We start from the raw sequence: 26699 nt of genomic DNA on the forward strand, positions 1-26699 counted from the left end.
TACGTTTACATGATGTTGACAGTAACTGAGCGTTGCATTATAATAAATAAAACTTAACAAAAACATGAATAAAAAACGCTTATATAAGCCTTGAATATGGCAAGGTGTCTCTACTGGAAACCCTAAATTTCCATCTCTATAAGTGAGTTAGTATAGCTATATATTTATATTGCATATTATCTTCACTTTTGAGAGATAATATGCATTTTTTATTATGGGAAAATACATATTACCAAGCTTGTTTGGGAAAAATAATCAAAATGCAAGAAAAAATTCATTTATAAATAAAATTACAGGGGGAATGAACGATGGCAATAATATGGAAAACAGGATACACATTTGATGATGTTTTACTAGTACCTTTTAAATCAGAGATACTACCAAGAGAGGTAGAACTAAAGACAAAGTTAACTAAGAAGATTAATTTAAATATTCCTATATTAAGTGCGGGTATGGATACAGTTACAGAATCTAAGATGGCAATTGCTATGGCTAGAGAAGGTGGAATCGGAATTATCCATAAGAACATGACTATAGAAGAGCAAGCTAAAGAAGTAGATAGAGTAAAGAGACAAGAAAATGGAGTAATTACTAACCCAATTTTCTTATCAGAAGACCATACAATTCAAGATGCATTAGATCTTATGTCACAATACAGAATATCAGGAGTTCCAATAACTAAGGATGGTAAGTTAGCTGGAATTATAACAAACAGAGATATAGTTTTTGAAACAGATTTCTCAAAGAAAATAGCAGTAGCTATGACAAGAGATAACTTAGTAACAGCTTTAGAAGGAACAAGCATGGACGAAGCTAAAGAATTATTAAGAAAGCATAAGATAGAAAAGCTTCCTTTAGTAGATAAGGATAACAACCTAAAGGGATTAATAACAATAAAGGATATAGAAAAAGCAAGAATTTATCCTAATGCAGCAAAGGATTCAGCAGGAAGACTTCTTTGTGGAGCAGCTGTTGGAGTTACTGGAGATATGATGGAAAGAGTTAAAGCATTAGTTGATGTTGCAGTTGATGTTATAACTTTAGATACAGCTCATGGACATTCAAAGGGAGTTTTAGATGCTGTTAAAGAAATTAAATCTGTTTATCCAGACCTACAAATCATAGCTGGTAATGTGGCAACTGCAGAAGCTACAAAAGATCTTATAGAAGCAGGTGCTGATTGTGTTAAGGTTGGTATAGGACCAGGATCAATATGTACAACAAGAATAGTTGCAGGTGTAGGAGTTCCTCAATTAACAGCAGTTATGGATTGTGCTGAAGTAGGAAGAGAATACGGGGTTCCAGTTATAGCTGATGGAGGAATTAAGTACTCTGGAGATATAGTAAAAGCTTTAGCAGCTGGTGCAAGTGTTGCCATGATGGGTTCAATGTTTGCTGGATGTGAAGAAGCTCCAGGTGAAATTGAAATATATCAAGGAAGAAGCTACAAGGTATACAGAGGTATGGGATCTTTAGCTGCTATGGAAAAAGGAAGTAAGGATAGATACTTCCAAGAAGGAAACAAGAAGCTAGTTCCAGAAGGTGTTGAAGGAAGAATAGCATTTAAGGGATCAGTTACAGATACAATATTCCAACTTATGGGTGGAGTTAGATCTGGTATGGGATACTTAGGAGCAAAAAGTTTAGAAAACTTATTCCAAAATGCTAGATTTGTTGTTCAAACTTCAGCAGGACTTAGAGAAAGTCATCCACATGATATAAACATAACAAAAGAAGCACCTAACTATAGCGTTAACAATAATTAGATTTAAGTTAGAATAACAATAGTGGAGGAAAATATGAAAAAAGATTTGGTTTTAGTTGTAGACTTTGGTGGTCAATACAATCAACTTATAGCAAGAAGAGTTAGAGAACATAATGTTTACTGTGAGATAGTACCATATAGCTATACAATAGAACAGATAAAAGCTAAGAATCCAAAGGGAATAATCTTTACTGGTGGACCCAACTCAGTGTATGGAGAAGGCGCACTAACAGTAGATAAAGAAATATTTGAACTTGGAGTACCTATTCTAGGAATATGCTATGGACATCAACTTATTACTAGCGTATTAGGTGGAAAGGTTCAAAGTGCACAGGACTTAGGAACAAGTGAATACGGAAAAACTGAAATAGAATTAGATGCAACAGCTAAATTATTTACAGGTATGGAATCAAATAATATTTGCTGGATGAGTCATACAGACTATGTTGCAGAAGTACCAGAAGGATTTAAAATCACAGCTACAACTAAAAAATGTCCTGTAGCAGCAATGGCTAATGATGAGAGAAAAATCTATGGAGTTCAATTACATCCAGAAGTTGAACACACTCCATTTGGTTTTGATATGCTTGGAAAGTTCTTATCAGAAGTTTGTGAAGTTAAGGGTGATTGGTCAATGGCTTCTTTTGCAAAAGAGAAGATACAAGAGATTAAAGATACTGTTGGAGATAAGAAGGTACTATGTGCTTTATCAGGTGGAGTTGATTCATCAGTAGCAGCAGTTCTTGTACACAAGGCTATAGGTCATAACTTAACTTGTGTATTTGTTGACCATGGTCTACTTAGAAAAGATGAAGGAGATCAAGTTGAAAAAATATTCAAAGAACAATTTGATATGAACCTTATCAGAGTAAATGCTAAGGACAGATTCTTAGGCAAACTTGCTGGAGTTTCAGATCCTGAAACAAAGAGAAAAATAATTGGTGAAGAATTCATCAGAGTATTTGAAGAAGAAGCTAATAAGCTTGGACATATAGATTACCTAGTACAAGGAACAATCTACCCAGATATAGTTGAAAGTGGAACAGCTACTTCAGCTACAATCAAGAGTCACCATAATGTTGGAGGACTACCAGAGGATATGCAATTTTCTCTAATCGAACCTTTAAGAGAATTATTCAAGGATGAAGTTAGAGCAGTTGGAGAAGAAATTGGAATCCCTCATAACTTGGTATGGCGTCAACCATTCCCAGGTCCAGGTCTTGCAATCAGAGTTCTTGGTGATATAACAGAAGAAAAGCTTGAAATCGTAAGAGAAGCAGATGCTATCTTCAGAGAAGAAATAGCAATAGCAAAACTTGATGAAAGTATATGGCAATATTTCGCTTGCTTACCTAACATAAGATCAGTTGGAGTTATGGGAGATGAAAGAACATACTGCCACACAATAGCTTTAAGAGCAGTAACTTCTTCAGATGCAATGACATCTGAATGGGCAAGAATCCCATACGAAGTTTTAGATAAAGTAAGCCGCCGTATAGTAAATGAAGTTAAGGGAGTAAACAGAATTGTTTATGATATAACCTCTAAGCCACCAGCTACTATTGAGTGGGAATAGAATGTATAAAGTTCGCAGGCCTTATAAAATAAGGGTTTGCGGACTTTTCTTTTATGCAGTATGGTACTACATGATATAATTGTTATTAAAGTATTTTATTGTAGTGATTTGAAAGTATATCAATGTAAGACCAATAATGTTACGTTCTATTTTTATGGAGTACTTAAAATTATTGCTTGGATTTTCATAATTGGAAGTAACATAACAGCGGCTACCTTGTGACGAAAATGTGCGTTTTAAATGAGAAAGTGTGTTTCTCATATGGAGAATAAAGTTGATTCTTTTTTTGGTCAGAGTTATAGTTTGAACTTGTTTTATTTTTTTCGACTAATGTAAAGATAATTTCATTTAATTGTTCAAAATGAGATTCAATTAAATTGTATGCTTCTTTACAAAGAAGTTCTTTTGAAATAACCAATAGAGAGTATAGTAGCATTTGCATTGTGGCAGGATTGTCAAGCCCCCATTGCTCAAGTATAGGTTTAATTAATGGATTATCCAATTCTAATTTTTTGAAATAATTACTGGATAAAAATTATCGTTTATTAAATTTGTCAAAAGTGAAGCTATTTGAATTCCGACTGGATAATAATCAATATAATCTGGCACTTTATACTGCTGTGTTGAAGCAATTAGATATTGATATGGATTTTGAGGAGGTATGTGAGGATTATCAGAAGGTTTATGAGGCAGGAATGGAAATACAGATAAAAGATAGGGAGAAAGACAGGGAACAATAAATTCCTTGTCTTTACGACTATTTCATATTAAATCATACGTAAGAAGTCGAAATTTGGTTGCTAATATGACAATTTAGAGATACAATATTCGTAGTTGTATAAAAACTGAAAGTTAGACAATTCGGAGGAAAATGTATGTCTGAAATAATTGAAAAATGGTCGAGTTTAGAAGAAACATCAGAGTATCTGGGAGTGACAAAAGATACCATAAGAAACTGGATTAAGAAGGCAGATATACCAGCGCATAAAGTGGGCAGGCTATGGAAGTTTAAATTATCAGAAGTGGATGCCTGGATTAAAAGTGGCAAGGGTGCGCTTTAACACCAGACTTTGGGATAGATAATAATGAATAATTTATATAATTAGAAATATAGGTAATACGACAAGGAGTAATAGAATGAAAGTTGCAGATTTTTTTTGTGGTGGTGGAGGTTTTTCAGAAGGCTTTAGGCAAGCGGGGTTTGATGTTTGCTTTGGTGTCGATAAATGGCTGCCAGCAGTTAATACATTTAAAGCGAATAAGTCATCAGCAAAAGTATATCAAGATGATGTAATACGAATATCGGAGTTGCCAGATGATGAATTTGAAGAAATGGTGCCTGATACAGAAGTTATCATTGGATCTCCTCCATGTGTTGCTTTTTCAAACTCTAATAAATCTGGAAATGGAGATAAAACATTAGGGTTAAAACTTTTACGAGCATATTTAAGAATTATTGCAAGAAAAAAGTATAAAAAAGAGTCCATCTTAAAATATTGGGTTCTTGAAAATGTACCTAATATTCAAAATTATATTAAGGATGAATATACAGCACAAGACTTGGGATTAGAAGGTAATTTTATATTAAAAGTTAAAAATGAAAATGCAAAAGTGTATAATGCAAAATATTTTGGTGCGCCAACTAATAGACAACGCTATTTATGTGGTGATTTCCCCAAGTTGATTGAAACAAATAATGAAAAGGATATTAAGTCATTAAAAGTAGTTTTAGAAAGTTTAGGAGATCCTGCAGATAATCAAGATAGAATAATATGTGATTGTAATTATCCACAACTCAAAATGAAATTACAAGATATTACTGACTTACAATATGAACATGTTTTACAAGAGTTTGAGTGGCAAACAGCTAAAAGATTAAAATTGGATCGTGGTTATATGGGGAAAATGTCATTTCCAGAGAATCTTGAGAAGCCAGCAAGAACAGTAATGGCAACGATGTCATCAAGCTCAAGGGAATCAATGATATTAGCCAGAAAAGGTGGAGGTTATAGAATACCATCGATAAGGGAAGTTGCAAATATAATGAGTTTTCCCAATGACTATAGATTTTATGGGAACTCAGAAGGAACAAAATATGCTCTGGTTGGTAATGCAGTGCCTCCAAAATTATCTTACGCTATTGCAAAATCGATATTGATAGAAATGGGTAAAGATATACCTAAATCATATATAAAAATAAATCATAATGAAGATATACCGTTTATTAATCTTAATAATACTATTTTACCAGAAAAAAAAGAAAGACATAAAAACCCAAAGGCCAAATTTAAATATCATATTCCATATTTAATATATTCAGCATATAGGGTGGAGTTGACAAATCACCATTCTGATTTTGATAAAATGATGTTTAAGTGGGATGCAGAGATTCATTATAGTCAAGGAAAAGTAAGAGCAGCCTGCTTTACACCAATAGTAACAAATGAGTTTTTGACTTTAAAAGAAACAGAAATTGTAAATACATACATAAAAGAAATATGTGGGAAGATATGTTCTTTTGACAACTTTCAAAAAAGGTATTGTATGACGCAAGAAGAACGAAATGATTTAATAGGTCCATATGAACTATTAGCATCTTTAAGAAAATCTATTGATCAATTTTTGACAGATGAACAAAAGAGAAAAATAATTGAAATTAAAGATAATCCTAAGAATATTCCCATGGCCATTGCCGTTGGATATTATATGTTGCAAGAAATCATTAAGAGGATGGAGGATTAGATTATGGATGCTGAAACCAGAAAAAGTGAATTGAAAAGAATAAAAGATGGACGTAGTAATATTGCTATGACAGGGATTCCTTTGAGATACCATGCTGAAATTCTAAAGGAAAATGTATATAAAATCCCTTTGAACTATTTAGTTTATAATAAATATAATGGGCGAATAGGAACAGCAGTTCAATCTTATGAAACTCAGAATGGTCTGTTAAATCCAGAAAATGAAGTTGATAAAAAAATTATTGAACAATTTTTGTTTTCATCAAAAGAGGATAGAAATAAAAAAACGATGGAAAGTTTGCAACTATTAGGGCAGCAACAGTATGGTATTGTAACAGCTGATGGCATCATAGTTGATGGAAATCGTCGAGCAATGTTATTAAATAAACTATTTAATGAAAGAGGTAAGGGAAAATTTTCTCCTAAAGAAGTAGAACATTGTCAGTTTTTTTTAGCAATTATATTGCCAGATGACGCGACAGTAAAAGATATTCAACAACTAGAAACAGAATATCAGATGGGTGGAGATGAAAAGTTAGATTATAATGCTACTGAGAAATATTTGAAATGTAAGGAATTAAAAAAGTATTTTGATATACCTCAAATTTCTGAATTTATGAGTGAGAAACCAAGTAAAATTGAGGAATGGTTGGAAATTTTAGAGTTGATGGAAGAATACTTGGAGAGTTATGGATACAAGGGTATCTATACAAGACTTGAAAAAACCGAAGGCCCATTTGTTGATTTGAATGGTTATATTAATTCATATAAAACTGGTGGGGCTAATATACGGAATATGGATTGGGCTTGTAATGACGCAGATATTTCAGATTTAAAAACAGTTTGTTTTGATTATATACGTGCGAGATATGAAGGGAAAGAATTCAGAGACATAGGAAAAACCGGTAAAGATGGTTCTATCTTTTTTTATCATGATATTTGGAAAAATTTTCTGAATGAACATACAAATAATGTGAAAGAAGACGATAAATCAGTAGAAGAATTGAGATCTATGTATCCTGGTGAAGATTTGACACAACTACTGAAGTCAAGAGATGAAGATTGGTCAAAGCAGACTTATGGGATATTAAAAGGTAACTTAAAAAAACATGTAAGTCGAGTAGAAGATAAGAGAGATGCGAATGAACCATTACATCTTTTGGAGCGGGCTTACAATTCATTGTGCTCTATTGATGTTGAGCAGGAAAGTTTTAAAAATTCTTCTGAGGTAAAAGACCTTATAAAAAGTATAAATTCAATAATATGGGATATGAAAAAAAATCTTGATAGGGGGTGATAGATTGAACTCTATAAGTATAGATTATAACAAAGATGATAAAATAGTAGTACTTAGAGGAGACATCAAGATATTGATATCTAATCGCTTCGCTTTACGCTATATTAAAGATTATCTCACAAAAGATATACATGATGACTATATTAAAATTAGTATAGGAGAAAAATATCCTCAAGAGGTATTTTCGGCTGTTACAGAAATGCTAAAAAAGTATGGGATTGAAGAACGAGTTAATATAGGAGCAGAAAAAGCGTTATCTGATTTTCAAATCGAAGAAAATAAATTTCGAGAATTTTCAATGAAAGCATTAGAGATAAGAAATAATAATTGTAATCATGATGAATTTAGAGAATTTACGATATCTCTTGAAAAAAACATGAAAAACCGTAGCCTTTATGAGTTGCAATTACTTTCAGCGTATCATTTGGCTTTTTCACAGAATGCATGTAATTTTTCGGTTCCTGGATCAGGAAAAACAAGTATTGTATATGGCGCTTACACCTATTTGAAAAATTTGTCCGATGATAATATAAAGAAAGTTGACAAGTTGTTAATCATTGGTCCATTAAGTTCTTTTGGACCATGGGAGTTAGAGTATGAAGAATGTTTTGGGAGTAAACCTTCTGTAAAAAGGTTGATAAGTGGCGTAAATAAACAAGAAAAAATTGATTATTTATATTCGAGATACTCAAGTGAAATTACATTAATTTCATATGCATCTTTAGCTGCTGTGACTGATGCAATTTCTTGGTTCCTCAAAGCAAATAAAGTTATGGTAGTATTGGATGAAGCACATAAAATAAAGAATACAACTGGGGGAATAACGGCACAAAGCGTTATGGATATTGCTCAGTATTGTAAATCAAGAGTTGTGCTAACAGGTACCCCGGCGCCTAACGGATATGAAGATTTGTACAATTTATTTAAATTTATTTGGCCTAATAAAAACATAATGCAATTCAAACTTAACCAACTGAAAGACATGTCAGTTAGGAAGAATGATTTAAGAGTGCATAAATTAGTAGAGGCAATTGCTCCTTATTTTATACGCATTAAGAAAAGTGATTTAAATATTCCACCAGCTATTACAAACCCTCCAATTCTTGTTGAAATGGGTGAATATCAAAGGAGAATATATGATTTTATAGAAAAAAAATATATTGATTCTATTATTGAAAATAATGAAAATGATTTATCTAATAAGTTTAAGGCGCAGCTTGTAGGAGCCAAAATGATTAGATTAATGCAAGCGGCTTCCAATCCGAATCTGCTGAAACTTCCTCTAGCAAACTTCTATAAGTACGAAGATATAAGTGTTGAGGAAGCTGGAAATATAAATGATACAGATATTTTAAAAGAAATTATTGAATATAAAAATAATGAAATACCTAAAAAATTTGTGAAGACAAAAGAATTAGTTGATAGAATTCTTGCCGAAGGCGGTAAAGTTGTTATATGGGCTTGTTTTGTACAAACCATATTGGAGCTAAAGCATTATTTAGATAGTAATGGAATTTCATGTCAGGAATTATATGGTGCAATCCCAGTTGGTAAAAGTTTGGAAGAAGATGACGAGAGTTTGGAATTAACGAGAGAAAAAATTGTTGCTTTATTTCAAGAAAAAGACTGCCCGTTTAAAGTGATTATAGCTAATCCATTTGCAGTAGCAGAATCCATATCGTTACATAAAGCATGCCATAATGCAATTTATTTTGAAAGAACATTTAATGCTGCGCATTTTATGCAATCAAAGGATAGAATACATAGATATGGATTGGCCAAAGATGTAAAGACTAATTATTATTATATTTTGTCTCAAGATTCAGTAGATGAAGTTATTGATGATCGATTAGCTATTAAAGAGAGTAGAATGATGAAAATAATGGAAACAATGCCTATACCATTATTTGACAATGTATCTGGGGATTTTGGCGATGAAGATATGAAAGCGATGATAAAAAATTATGTTGCAAGAACTAAAAAGATATAACGATTTTGGAAATATTAATGATATTATGTATTTTTTTCGAGAGATTATTTCAAATCGACAAATTACAAAAAAAGATATTCAGGTTTTGGCTTCAAATTTACCAGGCAAAATAATAGATACGGAAGCATTATTGCTATTTGGAGTGGCATTTGGAATCGTACAATATTCCTATGAAACGGAAAAATATGTTTTAGTAAATGAATATCAGAATATTATTAACATGCCGGAATTATTTCAAAAAAATATGTTTACTAATGTTATGAACGAATTATTTAGTAAAGAATACTTAACAAATCAATATTTTGAGTTTGATAATTCTCGACAGCGTATTAGATTTAAAAATGAAATTTTTCCGTTAAATAAATCTTCTTATAGAAATTTGCTTGTATCAATCGGATTTATTGAAATTGAGAAAAATGACAAGATGGTTCATTTTTTTGTGACAAAAAATAATGAACAAATAGTGGAAGAACGACTTAAAGAGTACAGAAAAAAAATGACGTTACTTCAATTAAAAAAGAACTTAGTGGAAAAGGAGATGGCTGGAGAGAAAGCTGAAAAGTTTGTATTGGAATATGAAAAAAGAAGATTAAAAGATTCTAAAATCTGTGATTGCATTCGTCAGATTTCACACATTGATGTTTCAGCAGGGTATGATATTGTCTCTTTTGAAACTATAAACTCGACAGAAGTTGATAGATATATAGAGGTTAAAGCTGTGAAAAGTGACTTTCAATTTTACTGGTCGATAAATGAATATAATTCATCGAAAATTAAAGGGAACAAGTACTGTTTATATTTGATAGAATTATCTAAAATCGAAAATGTTGATTACGAGCCATATATAATCGAAAATCCATATGAATTTTTTGAAGAAAATTCTGATTGGTTAATACAGACACAAACATTTTCATTAAAGAAAATATTATGATTATTTTTTGGAATAAATAATAGAATAGATAATTTTGGGTGACACAATGCTGTTTCAGAAAAGAAAGGAAACTATTGTGTAATAGTAGTTAATTATTGTTTTTAAAGAAAAAGTTGCAAGAGATAACAGTATAATTCAATTTGATAGCATTTTAAAATATTTGGGGAAAGCAAATGATTATACTAGTGCACATAAAAGAAAAAATAGATGCATCAATCTAAGTAAAGAAAATGTTAAGCAAATCATTTTTCGCCAGAATTTTTAAATTTAGAGAAACAATAGCTAGGAAAAGGATTGGAAGTTATCCAAAGTTTAATATGGGAAAAAAGAAAGTAGGTTGCACTTTATAACATACTTATTCATAAGCGCTTGTTTACTATAGAACAAATCTAGACGGGGATTCCAAGAAAGCTAATTGGATTGTGAAGAATTGGTGTTCTTGGTGGTGGGACATATAATGGGGTGATATAGTGGTGGTAAATTCCCATATGCAAATGCAAAAGTTAATAATGAAGAATTTTATAAATTCAAAGTCAGAATTGTTTTATTTTGATTTTGAAAAGGCTCTAGTACGGAAAGGGCATCCGAAGTCGTTATATACGCAGTTGGTTTATTATTCTGATTGCGTAGAAGAACTTTTAAGTTCAGAAGTGGAAAGTAAATTAGGAGTGCTTTTAAAATATCTAAAAAAGACATTATTTGAGAAGGATTGCAATCTGCCGAAAGATTATGTGATAATTGCTTTTATCTAAATATATTCTTTACTGTCGAGGTCTCCAAGTTTTTTGAGCGATATGACGGATAACTCTGAATGCTTTCAATTGTTTAATGACATTGGTAAACATGATATTGCAGCTCATGATGTTTTACTTATGGCTAATGAAAATAAATTACTTAAAGATTATGTGGTGGCTTTTCTTGATAATATTTCTGATGAAGTAATAGTTCTTCCTACTAGTGGAATTATTCAATTAAGAGACAAGTTATTGTGTCCAATTTCACCATATACAGTGATAGTCTTTGTTAAAACACTAGAGGAGCTAGATGATAAGAAAGATGAAAATTTAGAAATTAAATTATTTGAAATAGACTATATAGATATAATTCATCAAATTAATATTCAGGCTTTCAAGCAAGAAGAAAAAATGATAGAAAATATGTTGTTTCAAATAATAAAGAATTACTAAGTGGTATAAAAGATGAATTGAATATGTAGGACGAAAATAACTCTAGAGCTTAAAAGCATTTAGAGTTGAGATTCTTTCATAGAATTACAAAGGATGACAAGAAGAATTAAATCAGAATTAATAAATGTAGGAGCACCCAAATATAATATTCGTGATTGGTTACCAGAGAATGATTTTAAAGGATGAATGAAAACAAATGGAGATTTGAAAATTAAGAATTATTAAGGGAGCATAGTTTATGATTAAAGTATACAGTGTTGGAGCAGGATTGGGTGATTGCTTTTTTATAGAAATTGCTAATGAAAAAATGTCCAATGTTATTATGGTTGATGGAAGAAAAGGAATTTTAGGTGGAGTAGATACACATCAACTAATATTGAATTATATTGATAGATACAAAAAGATTGATTATTTAATTGTGACGCATATTGATTTTGATCATATACAGGGCGTTATTGAGACTATGAAAGAAAAAAAGGATAAATTTGAGGATACTATTGTTATTTATAATCATGTTACGAAATCTATTGTGAATTTCAGTCAAGCACGAGATTTTGAAAAAATGATTTTAGATAATGCAGTTATTCATTCTGGAAGAAAAGATTACACGTTGTATTCTAATTCATTAGTTCATATTTTATCAAATCAAAAGAGACAAAAATTTGATGTTTCGATAAAGCAAAGAAATTATGCATATTTAACATTACTTCATCCAGATAAAGCTGGAATAAGAGATGTGTATAGAGACTATTTAAACAAGACAATAGATGGAAAACCAGATTCTGAACTTGTGAATAAAAATTCAATTGCTTTTTTACTTGAATATGAAAATAAAACTTTATTATTCACAGGAGATGGGTATTTTAACCAACTTGAAATTAAATTGAATCATTTAAAAAAATTTAATGATAAAAAAATTGATTTAATAAAGATTCCGCACCATGGATCTACTCACAATAATATTGGAATAGTATCATATGCAAAAAAACATAGTTGTGAAACATTTATCGTAACTGGTGAAAAAGCATGGACCCAAAAAAGACATCCTTCAGAAAAACTATTAAAGAGTTTTGTGGCAGAGTTTGGAAAAAAATTAAAAATATATACGTATGTTGATATATCGGAATATGAAGATGTGATTCATTATCCGATTTCCTGTAGAGCTGATGAAGTGAAATTTTAATGTAGGAGAAAGACATGGTTGAAAAGAATGTTGTATTAATAGAAACATTAGAAAGTACCGGGACAGGCATAATTTACCCTTGCAAATACAAAGAAAATAGTTTGAAAAATTATATTATCTTCACTAATAATCACGTTTTATGTGATGTTACAGGAGAAATAAATTTAAAGGAAGAGATAAGTTTAACTTTTTATGACGATTTTGGTATAGCTATTAGAGACGATGATATTATTGATATGAAAATATTTAAGCCTAACTCAAGTATTGAAAAAAATGAAGATATTTGTGCATTATTAGTTTCTGTAAGTAATGCTGTTGTGTTTAATATAACTACAGACATTATGACGAAACCTATTAATAATCGAGATGTGATTTTTATGGAAGGCTATCCAGGAATTATGTTAGAAGATGAAGTGAATACTAGAATTCAATTTCAAGGTGTTGAGAAGACTATTTTTCCATTAAATAGAGAAATTGGGGTGTACCAAATTACAGATGACTACCATTGGTATAATAGTATGTATGACCAACAGCTTTTAGAAGGGATTTCTGGAAGTCCAATTTACATTGAAAGAAATGGAAAATATTATTTGGTGGGTATGAATCAGTCTGTTTCAAATATTGAGAATGGAGAAAATCCTTTTAAATTGGTTTACTATTTGAGATTTGAATATATATTGAATTTTCTAAGGAAACAATTCTGTATTATCTTTCGCAAAATTAGTGAAGATTCATTTGAGATAGAATGGATATATGGATTGCAAGATGCTAAGAAGAATCAAATTACTTTTTTGTTGTTGGGTGGTAGCGGTGCAGGTAAATCATCATTGGCAAAAGATTTTGCATATCATGGAGATAAATTGAAATCAACTAATGATGGACAAACCACTAGAACGGAAGTTTTATATCAGTTTAAAATTAATGAGGAAAAACCGAGAGCAAGTGTGAATTTTTTGAAGATGATGGATTTTGTTGATAATATGATATCGAATGTTGGAACAAAACCAATACGCTTATTAATGGCTGAGATATTACAGCTAGATGAGGAAGAAGTTGATGATGAGAAACAATTATTAGTTAATATATATGATATAATAAAACTTATTGCGTTAACAGATAACAGCACTAAAGTTAAAGATACACTTGAACAGATACAGGATATTTTGTATGAAGAAATAATAAGCAATGAAGATAAAATAAAGTGTTATGAACAAATTATTTTTATTTTAGCAAATAGAATGCCAATTTGCATGATTCACTGTATTTTAGATAAGATTTGGATTAATAGAATAATAAGTGAAAAGAAGATGGCTAATCCTTTTGATGATACATTTGAGTTAATAAATAGTGACAAAAAGGATAATATAATTAAACATGTAAATAATTATGTTAATGGTGAATGGAATAGAGATATAAATACTGAGACGACAAAATATGTGTTTGAAGATTTTCAAAGAGAAGTCTTAAAATGTGTTACTTTAGAAGATTATGATATAAATACATATTTTGGACAGATTTCAGATGAAGACCTCCCTTTAACATGCATTGGAAATGAAAAAATTATCGAAACATATAAAAAACTAGTTTTACACTGTGAGGGTTTTTTTGATATTTCAGAATTTTCTTTTTTAGGAATAGATACTGACTATATTGTTCAGGAAAATAAAATTGTAGAATTAAAATATGCTGAAGAGCACAAGTGTGTAATAAAGATAGAGATATTAAAACAATTAGAAGATATATATAAAACAGTATATAAAAATCTGTTTTCAGTAATTGCTCAGAAAATAGGACTTGATAATAAAATAGAGCGAAATCATTTATTTGATTTAAATTGTATGAATTCGGAAGATGTGAAGTTATTACATAAATGTTTACAAGTAACATCTCAAGGTTCGCTTACAGGAATAATAAAAAATATAGAAATTGTAGATATGATTTCAAATGAGTATGCTTCGATTTTAAGAGACTTAGATTTAAATCAGATAACTTTTATTGATACATGTGGATTAGATCATATATATATTATGAGTGAAAAAAAGATAAAAGAAAGATTAAATCATTATTATCATGAGTATATAAATAATCATTTGATTGACAGTAGTTTGCAAGTAGATGAAGTCGCAATATTATATGTTAAAAAACTTGACTCTGGTAAACCAGATGAATTGAGGACTTTTTTGCCATGTGTTGAAAAAACAATTCCAAAAGCTCCTGTTTATTGTGTTTTTTCAGGAATAGATATATTTTATAGAACAGATGATGAAATAGATAATATAAATTTCTCTAGAGAAAGCGATAAAATCCCCAAAATTGTTAATTACTTTTTTTCAGATAATGGAAAAGCTGAGCTTAGTAATAATGTAAAATTATATACTGTAATGAAAAATAATCTTATACCTTACTGTGGAAAGAAAGAATTAGTCAATATAAAATATTCATACTATCGGAATAATGTTAATGGTATTAGAAAATTATTTACTTCTGTTGCGATGAAGGAAAAAAGCTGCATGGAAATAATGGATATTAAAATATTAGATAAATCAGAAACATGTGAAAAGATAACAGAGATAGTAAAAAAAATATTTGAGTTTGCATCACTTCAGTCATATAAGTTTAGATGGAATACAATATATGCTGATGCTAATAGCTTTTATAAAAGGAAAAAAGCAGGCGCTTCATTAACTTATAGGCATCAGTTCAATGAGTTGTTTCATGAAGGATATATTAAAGCGATTGATTTATATGGGGATATTCTGGCAGTATTATTTAAGGAGTCAGAAAATGCTTTAAAATCAGCATTAGAGAATATGGAGCAGAGTTTGTTAGGAAATAGTTCAAATTTGGGTAATGTTAATATTGCTTATAAAAATGAATTTAGAGAACTTATTGAAAAAATGTATAACACAGAAAAATATGACAAATATCACTATAATCCTTTTGATGATGAATTTGGTAAAGAGTCAGATGAATATTATAAAAATCACAGAAATCAAATATTTGATGATGTTTTTAATTTTACAAAAGGGTTGGATATTGAAACGGGAATAATAGTAGAAGAAGGCTGTTTTAAGGGGGAAAATGAAACGTTTTTGATAAAGTTTAGCAAACTCTTTAAAAAATGTCTGAGAAGACAAATAGAGATAGATAATCAAGTAAAGGCAAAGTATTTATTAAAGTTAACGCCTAATTATTTGAATGAACTTCAAAACATTAGAAGGGAGTTTATGGATAAATATGCAACTAAAGAGAATGTAAAATGCTTTAATGAAATGATGATATACTATTTTCAAGATATTTAATTTCTGTTGATTAAATAAAAATCAGTTTTGAACCATTGAATTTATTACTGGAATCGTAGTGCAGAATCTTAGAACAATTTAGGAATACATATAACAGTAAGAAAACACCAGTATTCTACGTTTTAGGTGACATTGATGTTAAATCTTAAATGATAAACTACAAAAAATCACTTTATAAATCTTAATTTAATAAAAACTGGTAAAAAGAAGATTGATATAGATGGGTGATTATGTATTTTTGGCGAGTTAATGAGAGAAAAAAGAATATAGTTAAGCATATTGAAGAATATCGGAGTATAACATAACCACCTGATACCAAATGAATGGTAAAATCCCTTCTGGTACTAACTATCAGTACCAGAAGGGATTTTTATTTGCATTTTCTACAATTCATATTTATAATCATGGAAATGGATTTGCAAACCAACAGTGCATTATTTTCTGAATAGCATGCACTACTAAAATGTGCGAAAAATATGAATTGCAAGCCATTAGAGACCATAAGAATAACGCGAAAATGCGTTGGCATTTGGGTGGGACTAACAAGAGTTCAAATGGTATGGAATGGTTAAAAGAATTGTTTATGATGTAATTTCTAAGCTACCAGCTACTATTGAGTGGGAATAGAAAATATAATAAAGCTCTCAAATTCTTGTGTTTTCAAGGATTGCGAACTTTTTATGCTATAATTTAAGATGAAAATTAATTTCATAAGGATAAAAAATATTGTAGATTAATTAGTAACTTAAAGGGGGGAAGTCTAGAATGGGGATATCAGTATTAAATGTAGATAATGCTCGACCAAACCGTGTAATGATAAGGACGGAGCAAATTGTAACAAAACACTTTTTTTACAAGAAAAATAGTAAGAAGCTACGTAGTATAATTGCTGATGCCAGTGTTTTTCCATTATATTGCACTAGTTGTAATTCACCTCAGCCCAATTTATATGTTCATGAAGGGTCACGTTATGGACAAGTAGGTACTGTAAAATGCTCAAGTTGTGGAAAAGATATAGCTGTTATTGATCACGATAATATAGTAGCATCAATCTTTATTAATAACTATCCAAGCAATGAAATTTTTTTTCAAGAGTTATTTCTTTTAGATATTAAATATTTGGAGGCATTAGGAAAGCATCATTTTCAAAATATTGAAGAGAGGCTTATTAATATTGAGAAAGATAATACTTATTTTATTTCAGTTGATAAATTGAGGAGCATCATAGAAGAGGAAATGCATATATCTACATCTGGACAGAAAAAATATATCACAGATGAAAGATTTTCAGTGTTGCCGGAAGATATCAATCGCTTCATTGAAGCTTTAATAAATTCAGGAGTAGAGGTGCCAATAAAATAGAATTGAGAACTATAAATAGGGGTTAATGGGGAAGTTTATCATACAAAGTGAATGCATAAGAAAGTAATTACAAAAGACAATAAAGAACATAGCTTATAATGAATGAATATTATTCATTGACAAATATAAACAACAGTGTTATTATACAATCATCAGGAGGTATTTATATGCGCGTAGTAAAGAGTCCAGATGAAAGAAAACAGGAGATCCTAGATGCTGCTATTAGAGTGTTTGCTAGAAAAGGATATGAAAAAACATCAATAACTGATATTGCTAAGGAGATTAATGTGTCTCAAGGACTTTGTTATAGGTATTTTACATCTAAAGAAGAAATGTATGATGCTGCTATAGATGAATATGCTGAGTATATTGCAAGTCAGAATATAAAAAAGTATCCACTTCAAGGTAAAAATTTAAAACAGCAGATTCTGATGATGAGTGGAAAAGTCAGTGATATGACGGAAGTTGAAAAAGATCATACAGATTTATATGAACTTTTTCATAAGCATGGAAATCAGAAGTTACACGATCAGCTTTTTTTGCGAGTGGGAGAAAAGTTTATACCATATGTTACAAAGTCAATAGAGGAAGCTAAACAGCGAGGTGAAACTAATATATTAGATCCCAAAACTGCAGCATACTTTTTTGTCTATGGTCAGATGGGTGTTCTTATGAGCAAAGATATTAAAGAGGAAGACAAAGTTAAAAGGATACAGGAGTGTATAATTGATTTACTCCAATTAAAGTAAGAGATAGGGTAAGATTATAGAAAGTGCTTAAGCATTATATAGTCTTACCCAAATTTAAGAAAAGTGAATGAATGAAATTCATTCAGTAACTATATTTATTCAAAAGGAAAGAGGGTTTTATAAATGAAAAGTGAAATTGATTTTGTAAAAGGGAATACTAATCAGGCACTTATAAAAATGGTGGTGCCTCTACTACTTGCAATGATTTTGATGATGGCTTATAACCTAGTAGATAGTTTATGGGTAGGAAATCTTCTTGGAGAAGAGGCTTATGCTGCTCTTACTAATTCTACAGCTATTGTTATGATCTTAAGTGCTATAGCTATGGGGTCTAGTAATGGAGTTGCTATTTTAGTTTCGCAGACTATAGGAGCAGGAAAAAAGAAAGAAGCAGATAGTATTATCGCCACGATTTTAATGCTGTCAGCAGTATTTTCTATAGCGGTTACAGTTTTAATAGAGGTGTTTTTAAAGCAAATATTAATAGCCATGCATACTCCAAGTGAAATCTTAAATATGGCTTATGATTATTTATATGTCTATATGATTGGATATGCTGTAATATTTATATACATGCATTTTACAGCTATCTTCCGTTCCTTTGGAGATCCAGTTTTTCAGATGAAAGGAATGTTTATATCCACCATCTTCAACGCAGTGTTAAATCCTATAATGATTCATTTTATTGGACTTAGCGGATCAGCATGGGCTACAGTTTTATCAGAAATAATATGCTTACTGTTTGCTGTTTATTATCACAAGAAGAAAAAATTATTTGAACTAAAGCTTTCAAATATATCTTTTAAATATAATATACCATTATTAAAAGATGCTGTTCCATCTGCATTACAAGGTTGTATGCCTGCAATAAGTTCTGCTATGATGATATTTTTAGTAAGTAGATTTGGGGTTACTACTATAGCTGCTTATGGAGTAACAAGTAGACTAGAAATCCTATTGTTTTACCCAGCAATGGCCATGAGTATGGCACTTACGACTATTATAGGGCAGTGTATAGGTGCCAATAGGATGGATAGAGCCAAAGCTTATGTTAAGAGTAGCCTTATATTAGGGGGAGTATTTTTAGCAGTGGTTTCTGTTTTAGTAATTGTTTTTGCGGGACAGCTTTCAGGACTCTTTATTCATAGCAGTGAAGCTTCAAGGATTGTTAAAGGTTATTTTGAAATAGTCAGCATAGGCTATGTACTTTATATGATTACAAGTTGCTTCCTTGGAGAATTAAATGGTATGGGAAAACCAGCAATGAGCATGATTTTAATGTTCATCTATTATATTGTGATTCGTATTCCACTAGCAGCAATTTTAGTAAGAAGTACCTTAGGCATGAATGGGATTTGGATTGCAATTTTAGTTAGCCATGTTTTATCATCAGTAATAGCGGTTATTTTTTCTGTGCGAGCAAGGAAAAATGCAGCTAAGGATGTATGCAGTATTGCTTGCTAATTTCTCAATTACCTTAGATGTTTCAAAGATTTATGGAACGTCTAAGGCAATTTTTACATCAATTTTATATTTATTCAATGAACTCTTGGATAACTGATTTAAGTTCTTCATTATTCTCAAGGTATATCATATGTTTGCCTTGCATGATTTTTATCCTTTGGTTAGGAAACATGAAATTCTTATAGTGATTTGGTCCAATAGAATAGTCTCTATCCCCAGCTATGACAAGTACAGGAACAGTTATATCTTTTGTGAGATCAAAATAATTTGCAAAATATTCTTTATTACTAAAGGTTTGATTAGACATAGCTGTATTAAAGTTTTTTATTTGGCAGCCAACCTCGTTTAGCTTCAACACATTTTTATAGTCATCATACTGCAACTTATAAAAGATATTTTTTTCAAAAAGCTTGCCAGCTACATACTGCCATTTTTCTAAAGTTGAACTAGCTTCTGAATACTGTAAATTTTCTTCAGATAAAAGTTCAGTTCCATAATGTACTTGGTTATTAAGAGAATCTTCCATATAAAGTGTGCAATTTAACAAAATAAGTTTGTCTACAAATTTTTGATATTTGTAAACATAATTAGTCGCTATAACACCACCAAATGAATGTGCCATTACTATCCACTTTGATATTCCTAATTTTTTTCGTATTTCTTCGATATCTTCAACTATTCTTTTAATAGAGTAATCATCCTCAGCCGTTCCACCTGATCTTGCAGCTCCTCTTTGGTCAAAATATATCATCTGCATAAAACTCTCCAAAGAGTTACCACCCAGTGCTTCAAAATCAAGACTGCCTTCTCCGGGACCTCCATGAATAAATAAGCAAGGCACTCCTTCACCTGATTGTTTTACATATAAATTAACTTTATCACTCATTTCTACGTACATTTAAATATCCCTCGATTCTTTTTTTGAATTTACAATTTAAACCTGTAATAACAATATTATACCAATAAAATATTATTAATTCATTAGTCTTTCACATGAAGAGTAAAGCCAATATTTAATACGTGGAATAAGGGGAAAAATCTTTTTTAAAAAATAAATCCAAACATTTATAAGGGGGGCTTAATAAATGTTTGGATTTTATATTATATAAGGGGTTAGGGGAAAATATTTTATTTGAAAAAGTTATTTGCTATCTACAAGTATTAATATACAGGTGCAATGTGACAATACTGTGTTTAAAAATGAAACTATAAATGAATTATATAAGAAGATTTTATGAATGATAAATTTAGATATCTTAAAAAATAAGTAGATCCATATGCTAGTGTATTTAAAATTGTTATTTACTTTTAAATATGATATTAGATTTTTATATGAAAGATAGTGGATTTATTGTTATAATTAAGTAATAAGTGACTGTAATGATTATAAAGTTGTCAAAAGAGATATTTTAAGTATATATGAGGGGGGGGAATGCACATGAAAATTGCGATTGTAGAGGATAATGAGCTTCATCAAAAAGTAATTTTAGAGAATTTACGAAGTATAGACCATGAAAAGTGTTATGAGATTCTAGTTTTTAATGATGCATCCTCTTTTCTGTTTGAATTTGAAGATACTAGATTTGATGCTCTGTTGCTTGATATTGAGATGCCTGATATGAATGGAGTTGAACTGGCTGCAAAAGTGAGAAGTATTGATTCTGACATTCCTATAGCTTTTATTACCGGGGAAAAGGATTACGTGTTTGATGGGTATATGGTTGAGGCTATTGGATACTTATTGAAGCCAATTGAGTCTAAAAGTTTACAGGATTTAATGAAGAGAATTGAGAAAAAAATGGTTGTAAAGGAACCTGTTGTATTGATAAAAAATCAGGATGGAGTTGAATCTGTTAAGCAATCAGCCATTCTATATATTGAAAGTAATGACCATAAGACAGAGGTGGTTACTGCTGCAAAAGTTTATTCTTCTAATCAAAAATTGTATGAATGGGAGGAAATATTAAACTCAAATATGTTTCAAAAAATTCACCGTTGCACACTAGTTAATTTGAATCATCTTCAGAAGATATTGAAGAAGGAATGTGAAGTTGATAATGGGAAGAGTTTGTCTATTGCTAGGGGGCAGTGGGAACCATTGATGCAAGCCTACCTTAGAAACCAGAGAGGAAAGCACATATGATTTGGACAGGATTATCAATTGAGATAATAGCACTTATAGGCTTGGTGTACTTTTTTGTAAGTAAAACATCACTGGATAAAGGAATTGCACAATATATAATTGGAGTAGTTGTACTTTTAGGGCTTGTTTTTGTACCAATGATTTGGTTGACTAGGCTTTTGCAAGTAGTTGTTCTCTTTGTTTATTTAGTGTTCTATGATCAAAAACAATTTAAAGAAGAACTGAAGTGGTTCCTTCCATTGGTATCTATCTATTTTATGTTTTCTTTTCTTCCACTTTCATGGTTAACAAACGGTATTTTCTTAATTGTCTTAGTTTGGGTTATATTTTCCTTAAATATTGCGAACATGGTACTTTTAGCTTGCTTTAGTACTCTGATTTTCTTTCTACCAGCATCAATAACTACTAATCTTTTGCTTTTGTTCATCATGATAATAATCAATGAAAGTAGAAGCAATTTAGAAAAAAGATTTCAATTTAGTTATGACAGCTTTCAAAGGAGCTTGATTAATGAACAGTATCAAGAAATAAAGAATGTCTATCTTCAGATGAGAGGCTGGAGGCATGATTATCATAATCATATACAGACTATGAAGGCATATTTATCAATGAAAGAATTGGACAAGTTAGATGATTATTTTAATGAACTTCAATCAGATCTTGATTCTGTGGATAATATGATTAAATCAGGAAATATAATGATGGATGCTATTTTGAATAGTAAAATAACAATTATGAATAGAGAGAGCATAGCAGTGAATTGTAAAGTTATGCTACCTGAAGAGCTGACAATAAATGATATTGATTTATGTGTTATTGTTGGCAATCTCTTAGATAATGCAATAGAAGCTTGCAGAGCTATTCCAGCTGAAAAGAGATTTATTCGTATTTTCTCAGAGCTTGCAGGAAAACAGTTTTATCTTTCTATCCAAAATAGTGCAACAGAACAAATTGATTTTAATCAAAAGAATTATATCTCTTCAAAGCGAGGGGAGCATGGTTTTGGTATGAAGAGAGTGTCTCTTCTTGTGGATAAATACGGAGGGTATTTAAATCTGCAAAATGAACCAGGTATTTTTGCTAGTGAAATAATTATCCCTATCAATTGACGAATAAAAACTGACAGTTCACGTTGGTTTTTATTTTTTTAGGTTTGTTTTGATATGATTTTTATGAGGGGTGATGAAATGTCTACGATTATTAAGAATATTAAATTTGTTTGGAGAATGTGGAAAAAAGAATATGGTAGAGGTGCTGCTATATTTACTTTTTTTGCATTGCTATTTCAAGTTTTATTGCCAGTTATATCTGTTTATCTACCAAAGTGGATAATGCACGAATTTCAAATGAAAATTGAAGATAGCAAAATGATTCTATTTGTTATTGGTGTGATGCTAGCTTATTTGGTTTTAAATATAGTTAGTGGATATATGCAAAGCAAATTGTCTACTGATTTGTTTATTATGAGAATTGATCAGATTCCTTATGTAATGGAGAAATCTCTTGATTTTCCTCATGATTTTATGAGCAGTGATGAAGGAAAAATCACAATTGAAAAAGCCAAGGAAGCTATCTTATCAGGTAATGAGATAGGGCCTGAAGGATTTTTCAATAATCTTACTAGCATTATAAGGAATATTATAGTAGTTGTTATATTTTCAATATTGTCAGCAAAACTGCATCCATTGATAGCAATTGTTATTTTGATAACTTCATCAATTAGACTTATTAAAGATTATAAAAATCAAAAATGGGAGAGCTATATTCAGGATAAGGAAAAATCAATCTTTTACAGTAGGTTTAATACCTATCAAAAGTGTATAGATACTAAGCTTGGGAAGGATGTTAGGCTTTATAGTATTCAAGAATGGTTTAAGAATAAGTTTGAGAAATTACGTTCTCAAAGTTTTAAAATTTACAGCAGAAGATATAATAATCAAACCTCATCTTCAATAATAGCTGTTGTAATGGAGCTTATTAGAGATTTTGTATGTTATGGCTTTCTTTTATATGAAATTTCGGAGCAAAGAATAACTGTAAGTGAATTTGTTTTATATTTAGGAGTTATATCAACCATAAGTATATATATAAATCAAGCCTATCAATCTGCTAATGATATGATGAGAAATAACATAATTATTGATAATTACCGTAACTACATGGAGGCAGACATAGCTTCTGAGGATTCTTATCCATGTCATATTCCTGAAGCAGATGGGTATCGTATAGAATTACAACATGTAGATTTTGGATATAGAGATAAGAAAGTAATAGATGATATGAATCTGATAATTGAAGCAAATCAAAAGGTGGCTTTGGTAGGGGCTAATGGAGCTGGAAAAACTACATTGATAAAGCTGATTAGTGGTCTTTATCATCCTCAAAGAGGAAAGATCTTGATAAATGATGTGGATATCAGTCTTGTTAATCCAAAGGAAGTATATAGAGTAACCAGTTTGGTATTTCAAGACGTTATTCTTTTTGCAAATAGCATTGCTGAGAATATTTCTTCTTCTATTCCTACAAAAATAGATATTGAAAAGTTAGAAAAGGCAATAGAAAAATCAGGGTTTGCAAAAGATGTTCAAAAACTTCAGAAAGGATATGAAACTAATCTTACAACCTTTATTGATGAGGGAGGAATCAATTTATCAGGAGGTCAACAGCAAAAATTAATGTTGGCAAAGGCTTTATACAAAGATGCACCAATGCTAATTTTAGATGAGCCAACAGCTGCTCTTGATCCAATTGCAGAATCAGAATTGTATGAACAATATAGTGATTTAACAAAGAATAAGACATCCATATTTATTTCTCACAGACTAAGTTCAACTCAATTTTGTGATAGAGTACTTTTTATGGCTCAAGGAAAGATTGTTCAGGATGGAACTCATAAACAGCTAATGGAAGTAGATGGGCCATATAGAACAATGTTTAGCATACAAGCACATTATTATCAGGAGGAGGTGAAGGATAATGAATAAATCAAATTTAAAAGGTATGTCAATGCGAGTATTCTTGCTAATTAAGAGATTTTATCCATTAGATCACTCTTTGATTCCGTTACTTTTACTTAATAGCCTTTTAGGAGCTTTGGTGCCATATATTCCTATAGTTTTAAGTGCACCTATTTTAAATGATTTGATCGATAAAAGATATGATGAAGGTTTGAAGTGGATAATTATCATGGTGGTTGCAGTAGCCATTAGTAATATAGCTCTTGAATTAGTTAAAAATGCATATTTGAAGCATGCTAGAAATGTTCAAATCAAAGTTGATTCATTAATTTATCTTAAGCCACTGGAAGTTGATTATGAAACACTAGAGGATGGTAAGACAATGACTGATTTTGTGAATGCTATTACTTCATTGCGTTATCAAGGAAACTATTTTAATGTTTTACAGTATCTAAATCAAAGTATCCAAGATTGTATATCATTTATTTTTTCTTCTGTTTTAGTGATAGGCTTATGTTTGGCGGCAGGCAGTACTGATAATTGGTTGGAAATTATAACAAACCCTATCTTTTCTATAGCTATAATTGTAGTTTTTATTGCCTTTGTAAGTGGAATTCTTGCTAAGTTAATTAAGTACTGTAATGAACAGATTTTCAAACTGTTTAAAGATAAACTCCAGTCAGAAAAAATGGCTGGCTATGCGTGGACTCTTCTTGGAGCTGAAGAAAAATCTAAGGTGATTCATAGCTATCAGATGCAGGAGAGCATCAATAATCTTGTTAAAACAGCATCTGATAAGGTTGCAGCAAACTACAAAAGAGAATGTAAGTATTGGAATTTTCAATCTGTTGCTAATTCAGGTGCAAGTGGCGTGATAACTGCCTTTGCTTATGTGTTATGTAGCTTTAAGGTGTTAGCACATGCTATTTCATTGGGTTCACTTGTTCAATATAGTCAAGCTATTGTGCAAATGAATTCTTCCATAATTGACATTGTTAGTTCTTATCAACAACTTTCAAAGCTTATGGTCTACTTCAATGAAATTACTGAATATCTTGATCTTCCTAATAAGTTTGAAACAGGTACAATTCCAGTTGAAAAGCGAAGTGACCATGAATATGAGTTTGAATTTGAAAATGTAAGTTTTCACTATCCAAATCAAGAGAAGCATGTATTGAAGAATATAAATTGCAAACTAAAATTACATGATAAGATGGCTATTGTTGGGCCAAATGGAGCAGGAAAAACAACATTTATTAAGTTATTGATTAGATTGTATGAACCCACAAGTGGTGTAATTAAGTTAAATGGTGTGGATATACGTAAATATAATTATCAAGAGTATTTGAACTTGTTCTCAGTTGTATTTCAGGATTTTGGATTATATGGAGATAATATAGATGAGAATGTTTCCTGCAGAACAAAGTATGATAGTAATTTAGTTAATGAGTGTTTGTTAAAGGCTGGACTATCTGAGAAGTTTATTGGAGGGGATAGAGTTTTGGCTGACAGTTCAGATGACAAGAGAGATGCTGGAGCTTTTATTGGAGAAGAATCATCAAATAAGCATAGTGGGGGTGAAAATCAAAAAGTAGCTTTGGCAAGAGCGTTATACAAAAATGCTCCTGTAGTTATTTTGGATGAACCGACTGCAGCTCTTGATCCTTTAAGCGAATTTGATATATATCAGCGTTTTTATAGCTTGGTACAGGATAAGACAACCTTGTATATTTCACATAGAATGAGCAGCTGTCGTTTTTGTAATGATATTATTGTGTTCGATAATGGTGAAATTGAAGAAAGAGGTAGTCACGATGAACTTATTGCTAATGCTGGGTTATACAGCCGATTATGGAATGCTCAAGCTCAATATTATGTAGAACAGAATTAGACACAAAAACAAATCCAAACATTTATAAGGGGGGCTTAATAAATGTTTGGATTTTATATTTTGTAAGGGGGTTAGGGGAAAATATTTTATTTGAAAAAGTTATTTGCTATCTACAAGTATTAATATACAGGTGCAATGTGACAATATTGTGTTAAAAAATG

The 26699-nt window shown here is 30.6% G+C and carries 19 protein-coding genes and 1 riboswitch; of the genes, 18 read left to right on the forward strand and 1 reads right to left on the reverse strand.

Features of this window, described 5'->3' with window-relative positions:
* The first annotated feature begins 59 nt into the window (after positions 1-59).
* Positions 60-159, forward strand: a riboswitch (purine riboswitch).
* A gap of 149 nt (positions 160-308) precedes the next feature.
* The 14 genes from guaB to OCU47_RS00630 all read left to right on the forward strand — a co-directional run bounded on the left by guaB (position 309) and on the right by OCU47_RS00630 (position 19547).
* Positions 309-1766, forward strand: coding sequence for an IMP dehydrogenase (guaB, locus tag OCU47_RS00565; protein WP_261826682.1), 1458 nt, complete (start codon positions 309-311; stop codon positions 1764-1766).
* Between the two features lie 33 nt (positions 1767-1799).
* Complete coding sequence (gene guaA, locus OCU47_RS00570) at positions 1800-3341, forward strand: glutamine-hydrolyzing GMP synthase (RefSeq protein WP_261826683.1); 1542 nt, start codon at positions 1800-1802, stop codon at positions 3339-3341.
* A gap of 875 nt (positions 3342-4216) precedes the next feature.
* On the forward strand, positions 4217-4402 hold the full coding sequence (locus tag OCU47_RS00575) for a helix-turn-helix domain-containing protein (protein WP_261826684.1): 186 nt from the start codon (positions 4217-4219) through the stop codon (positions 4400-4402).
* Positions 4403-4478: 76 nt separating this feature from the next.
* The gene (locus OCU47_RS00580; protein ID WP_261826685.1) at positions 4479-6083 is read left to right on the forward strand and encodes a DNA cytosine methyltransferase; all 1605 of its coding nucleotides are present in this window, start codon (positions 4479-4481) and stop codon (positions 6081-6083) included.
* Between the two features lie 3 nt (positions 6084-6086).
* Entirely contained in the window at positions 6087-7379 is a 1293-nt protein-coding gene (locus OCU47_RS00585; RefSeq protein WP_261826686.1) for a hypothetical protein, read from the forward strand.
* A 4-nt stretch (positions 7380-7383) separates the two neighbouring features.
* On the forward strand, positions 7384-9369 hold the full coding sequence (locus OCU47_RS00590) for a DEAD/DEAH box helicase (RefSeq protein ID WP_261826687.1): 1986 nt from the start codon (positions 7384-7386) through the stop codon (positions 9367-9369).
* Positions 9344-10300 (forward strand): protein NO VEIN domain-containing protein, encoded by a 957-nt coding sequence (locus OCU47_RS00595; protein ID WP_261826688.1) that lies wholly within the window; start codon positions 9344-9346, stop codon positions 10298-10300. Before OCU47_RS00590 ends, OCU47_RS00595 begins: the two co-directional genes overlap by 26 nt.
* Before the next feature lie 488 nt (positions 10301-10788).
* On the forward strand, positions 10789-11052 hold the full coding sequence (locus OCU47_RS00600; protein WP_261826689.1) for a hypothetical protein: 264 nt from the start codon (positions 10789-10791) through the stop codon (positions 11050-11052).
* A gap of 33 nt (positions 11053-11085) precedes the next feature.
* Entirely contained in the window at positions 11086-11487 is a 402-nt protein-coding gene (locus OCU47_RS00605; protein WP_261826690.1) for a hypothetical protein, read from the forward strand.
* 238 nt (positions 11488-11725) lie between these two features.
* A complete protein-coding gene (locus OCU47_RS00610) occupies positions 11726-12670 on the forward strand; it encodes a ComEC/Rec2 family competence protein (protein WP_261826691.1) in 945 nt (314 codons plus the stop codon).
* Between the two features lie 14 nt (positions 12671-12684).
* Positions 12685-15972, forward strand: coding sequence for a hypothetical protein (locus OCU47_RS00615; RefSeq protein ID WP_261826692.1), 3288 nt, complete (start codon positions 12685-12687; stop codon positions 15970-15972).
* 765 nt (positions 15973-16737) lie between these two features.
* Positions 16738-17334, forward strand: coding sequence for a hypothetical protein (locus OCU47_RS00620; protein ID WP_261826693.1), 597 nt, complete (start codon positions 16738-16740; stop codon positions 17332-17334).
* A 167-nt stretch (positions 17335-17501) separates the two neighbouring features.
* On the forward strand, positions 17502-18083 hold the full coding sequence (locus OCU47_RS00625; protein ID WP_261826694.1) for a TetR/AcrR family transcriptional regulator: 582 nt from the start codon (positions 17502-17504) through the stop codon (positions 18081-18083).
* Between the two features lie 123 nt (positions 18084-18206).
* Positions 18207-19547: an MATE family efflux transporter gene (locus tag OCU47_RS00630; protein ID WP_261826695.1), complete on the forward strand. Its 1341-nt coding sequence runs from the start codon at positions 18207-18209 to the stop codon at positions 19545-19547.
* Positions 19548-19617: 70 nt separating this feature from the next.
* Here OCU47_RS00630 and OCU47_RS00635 read toward each other — a convergent pair whose 3' ends face one another.
* A complete protein-coding gene (locus OCU47_RS00635; protein ID WP_261826696.1) occupies positions 19618-20445 on the reverse strand; it encodes an alpha/beta fold hydrolase in 828 nt (275 codons plus the stop codon).
* Positions 20446-20985: 540 nt separating this feature from the next.
* On the opposite strand from OCU47_RS00635, the gene OCU47_RS00640 reads away from it, so the two are divergent.
* The 4 genes from OCU47_RS00640 (at position 20986) to OCU47_RS00655 (ending at position 26538) form a co-directional block, all read left to right on the forward strand.
* Positions 20986-21690 carry a LytR/AlgR family response regulator transcription factor gene (locus OCU47_RS00640; RefSeq protein ID WP_261826697.1) on the forward strand — a complete coding sequence of 235 codons (705 nt, stop codon included), beginning with the start codon at positions 20986-20988 and terminating at the stop codon, positions 21688-21690.
* Complete coding sequence (locus OCU47_RS00645) at positions 21687-22799, forward strand: sensor histidine kinase (protein WP_261826698.1); 1113 nt, start codon at positions 21687-21689, stop codon at positions 22797-22799. Before OCU47_RS00640 ends, OCU47_RS00645 begins: the two co-directional genes overlap by 4 nt.
* Positions 22800-22877: 78 nt before the next feature.
* The gene (locus OCU47_RS00650; protein ID WP_261826699.1) at positions 22878-24674 is read left to right on the forward strand and encodes an ABC transporter ATP-binding protein; all 1797 of its coding nucleotides are present in this window, start codon (positions 22878-22880) and stop codon (positions 24672-24674) included.
* Positions 24667-26538 (forward strand): ABC transporter ATP-binding protein, encoded by a 1872-nt coding sequence (locus OCU47_RS00655; RefSeq protein WP_261826700.1) that lies wholly within the window; start codon positions 24667-24669, stop codon positions 26536-26538. The genes OCU47_RS00650 and OCU47_RS00655 overlap by 8 nt, the downstream gene beginning before the upstream one ends.
* Positions 26539-26699 lie beyond the last annotated feature (161 nt).

It is taken from the genome of Clostridium sp. TW13 (assembly GCF_024345225.1).
Lineage (GTDB): Bacteria > Bacillota > Clostridia > Clostridiales > Clostridiaceae > Inconstantimicrobium > Inconstantimicrobium mannanitabidum.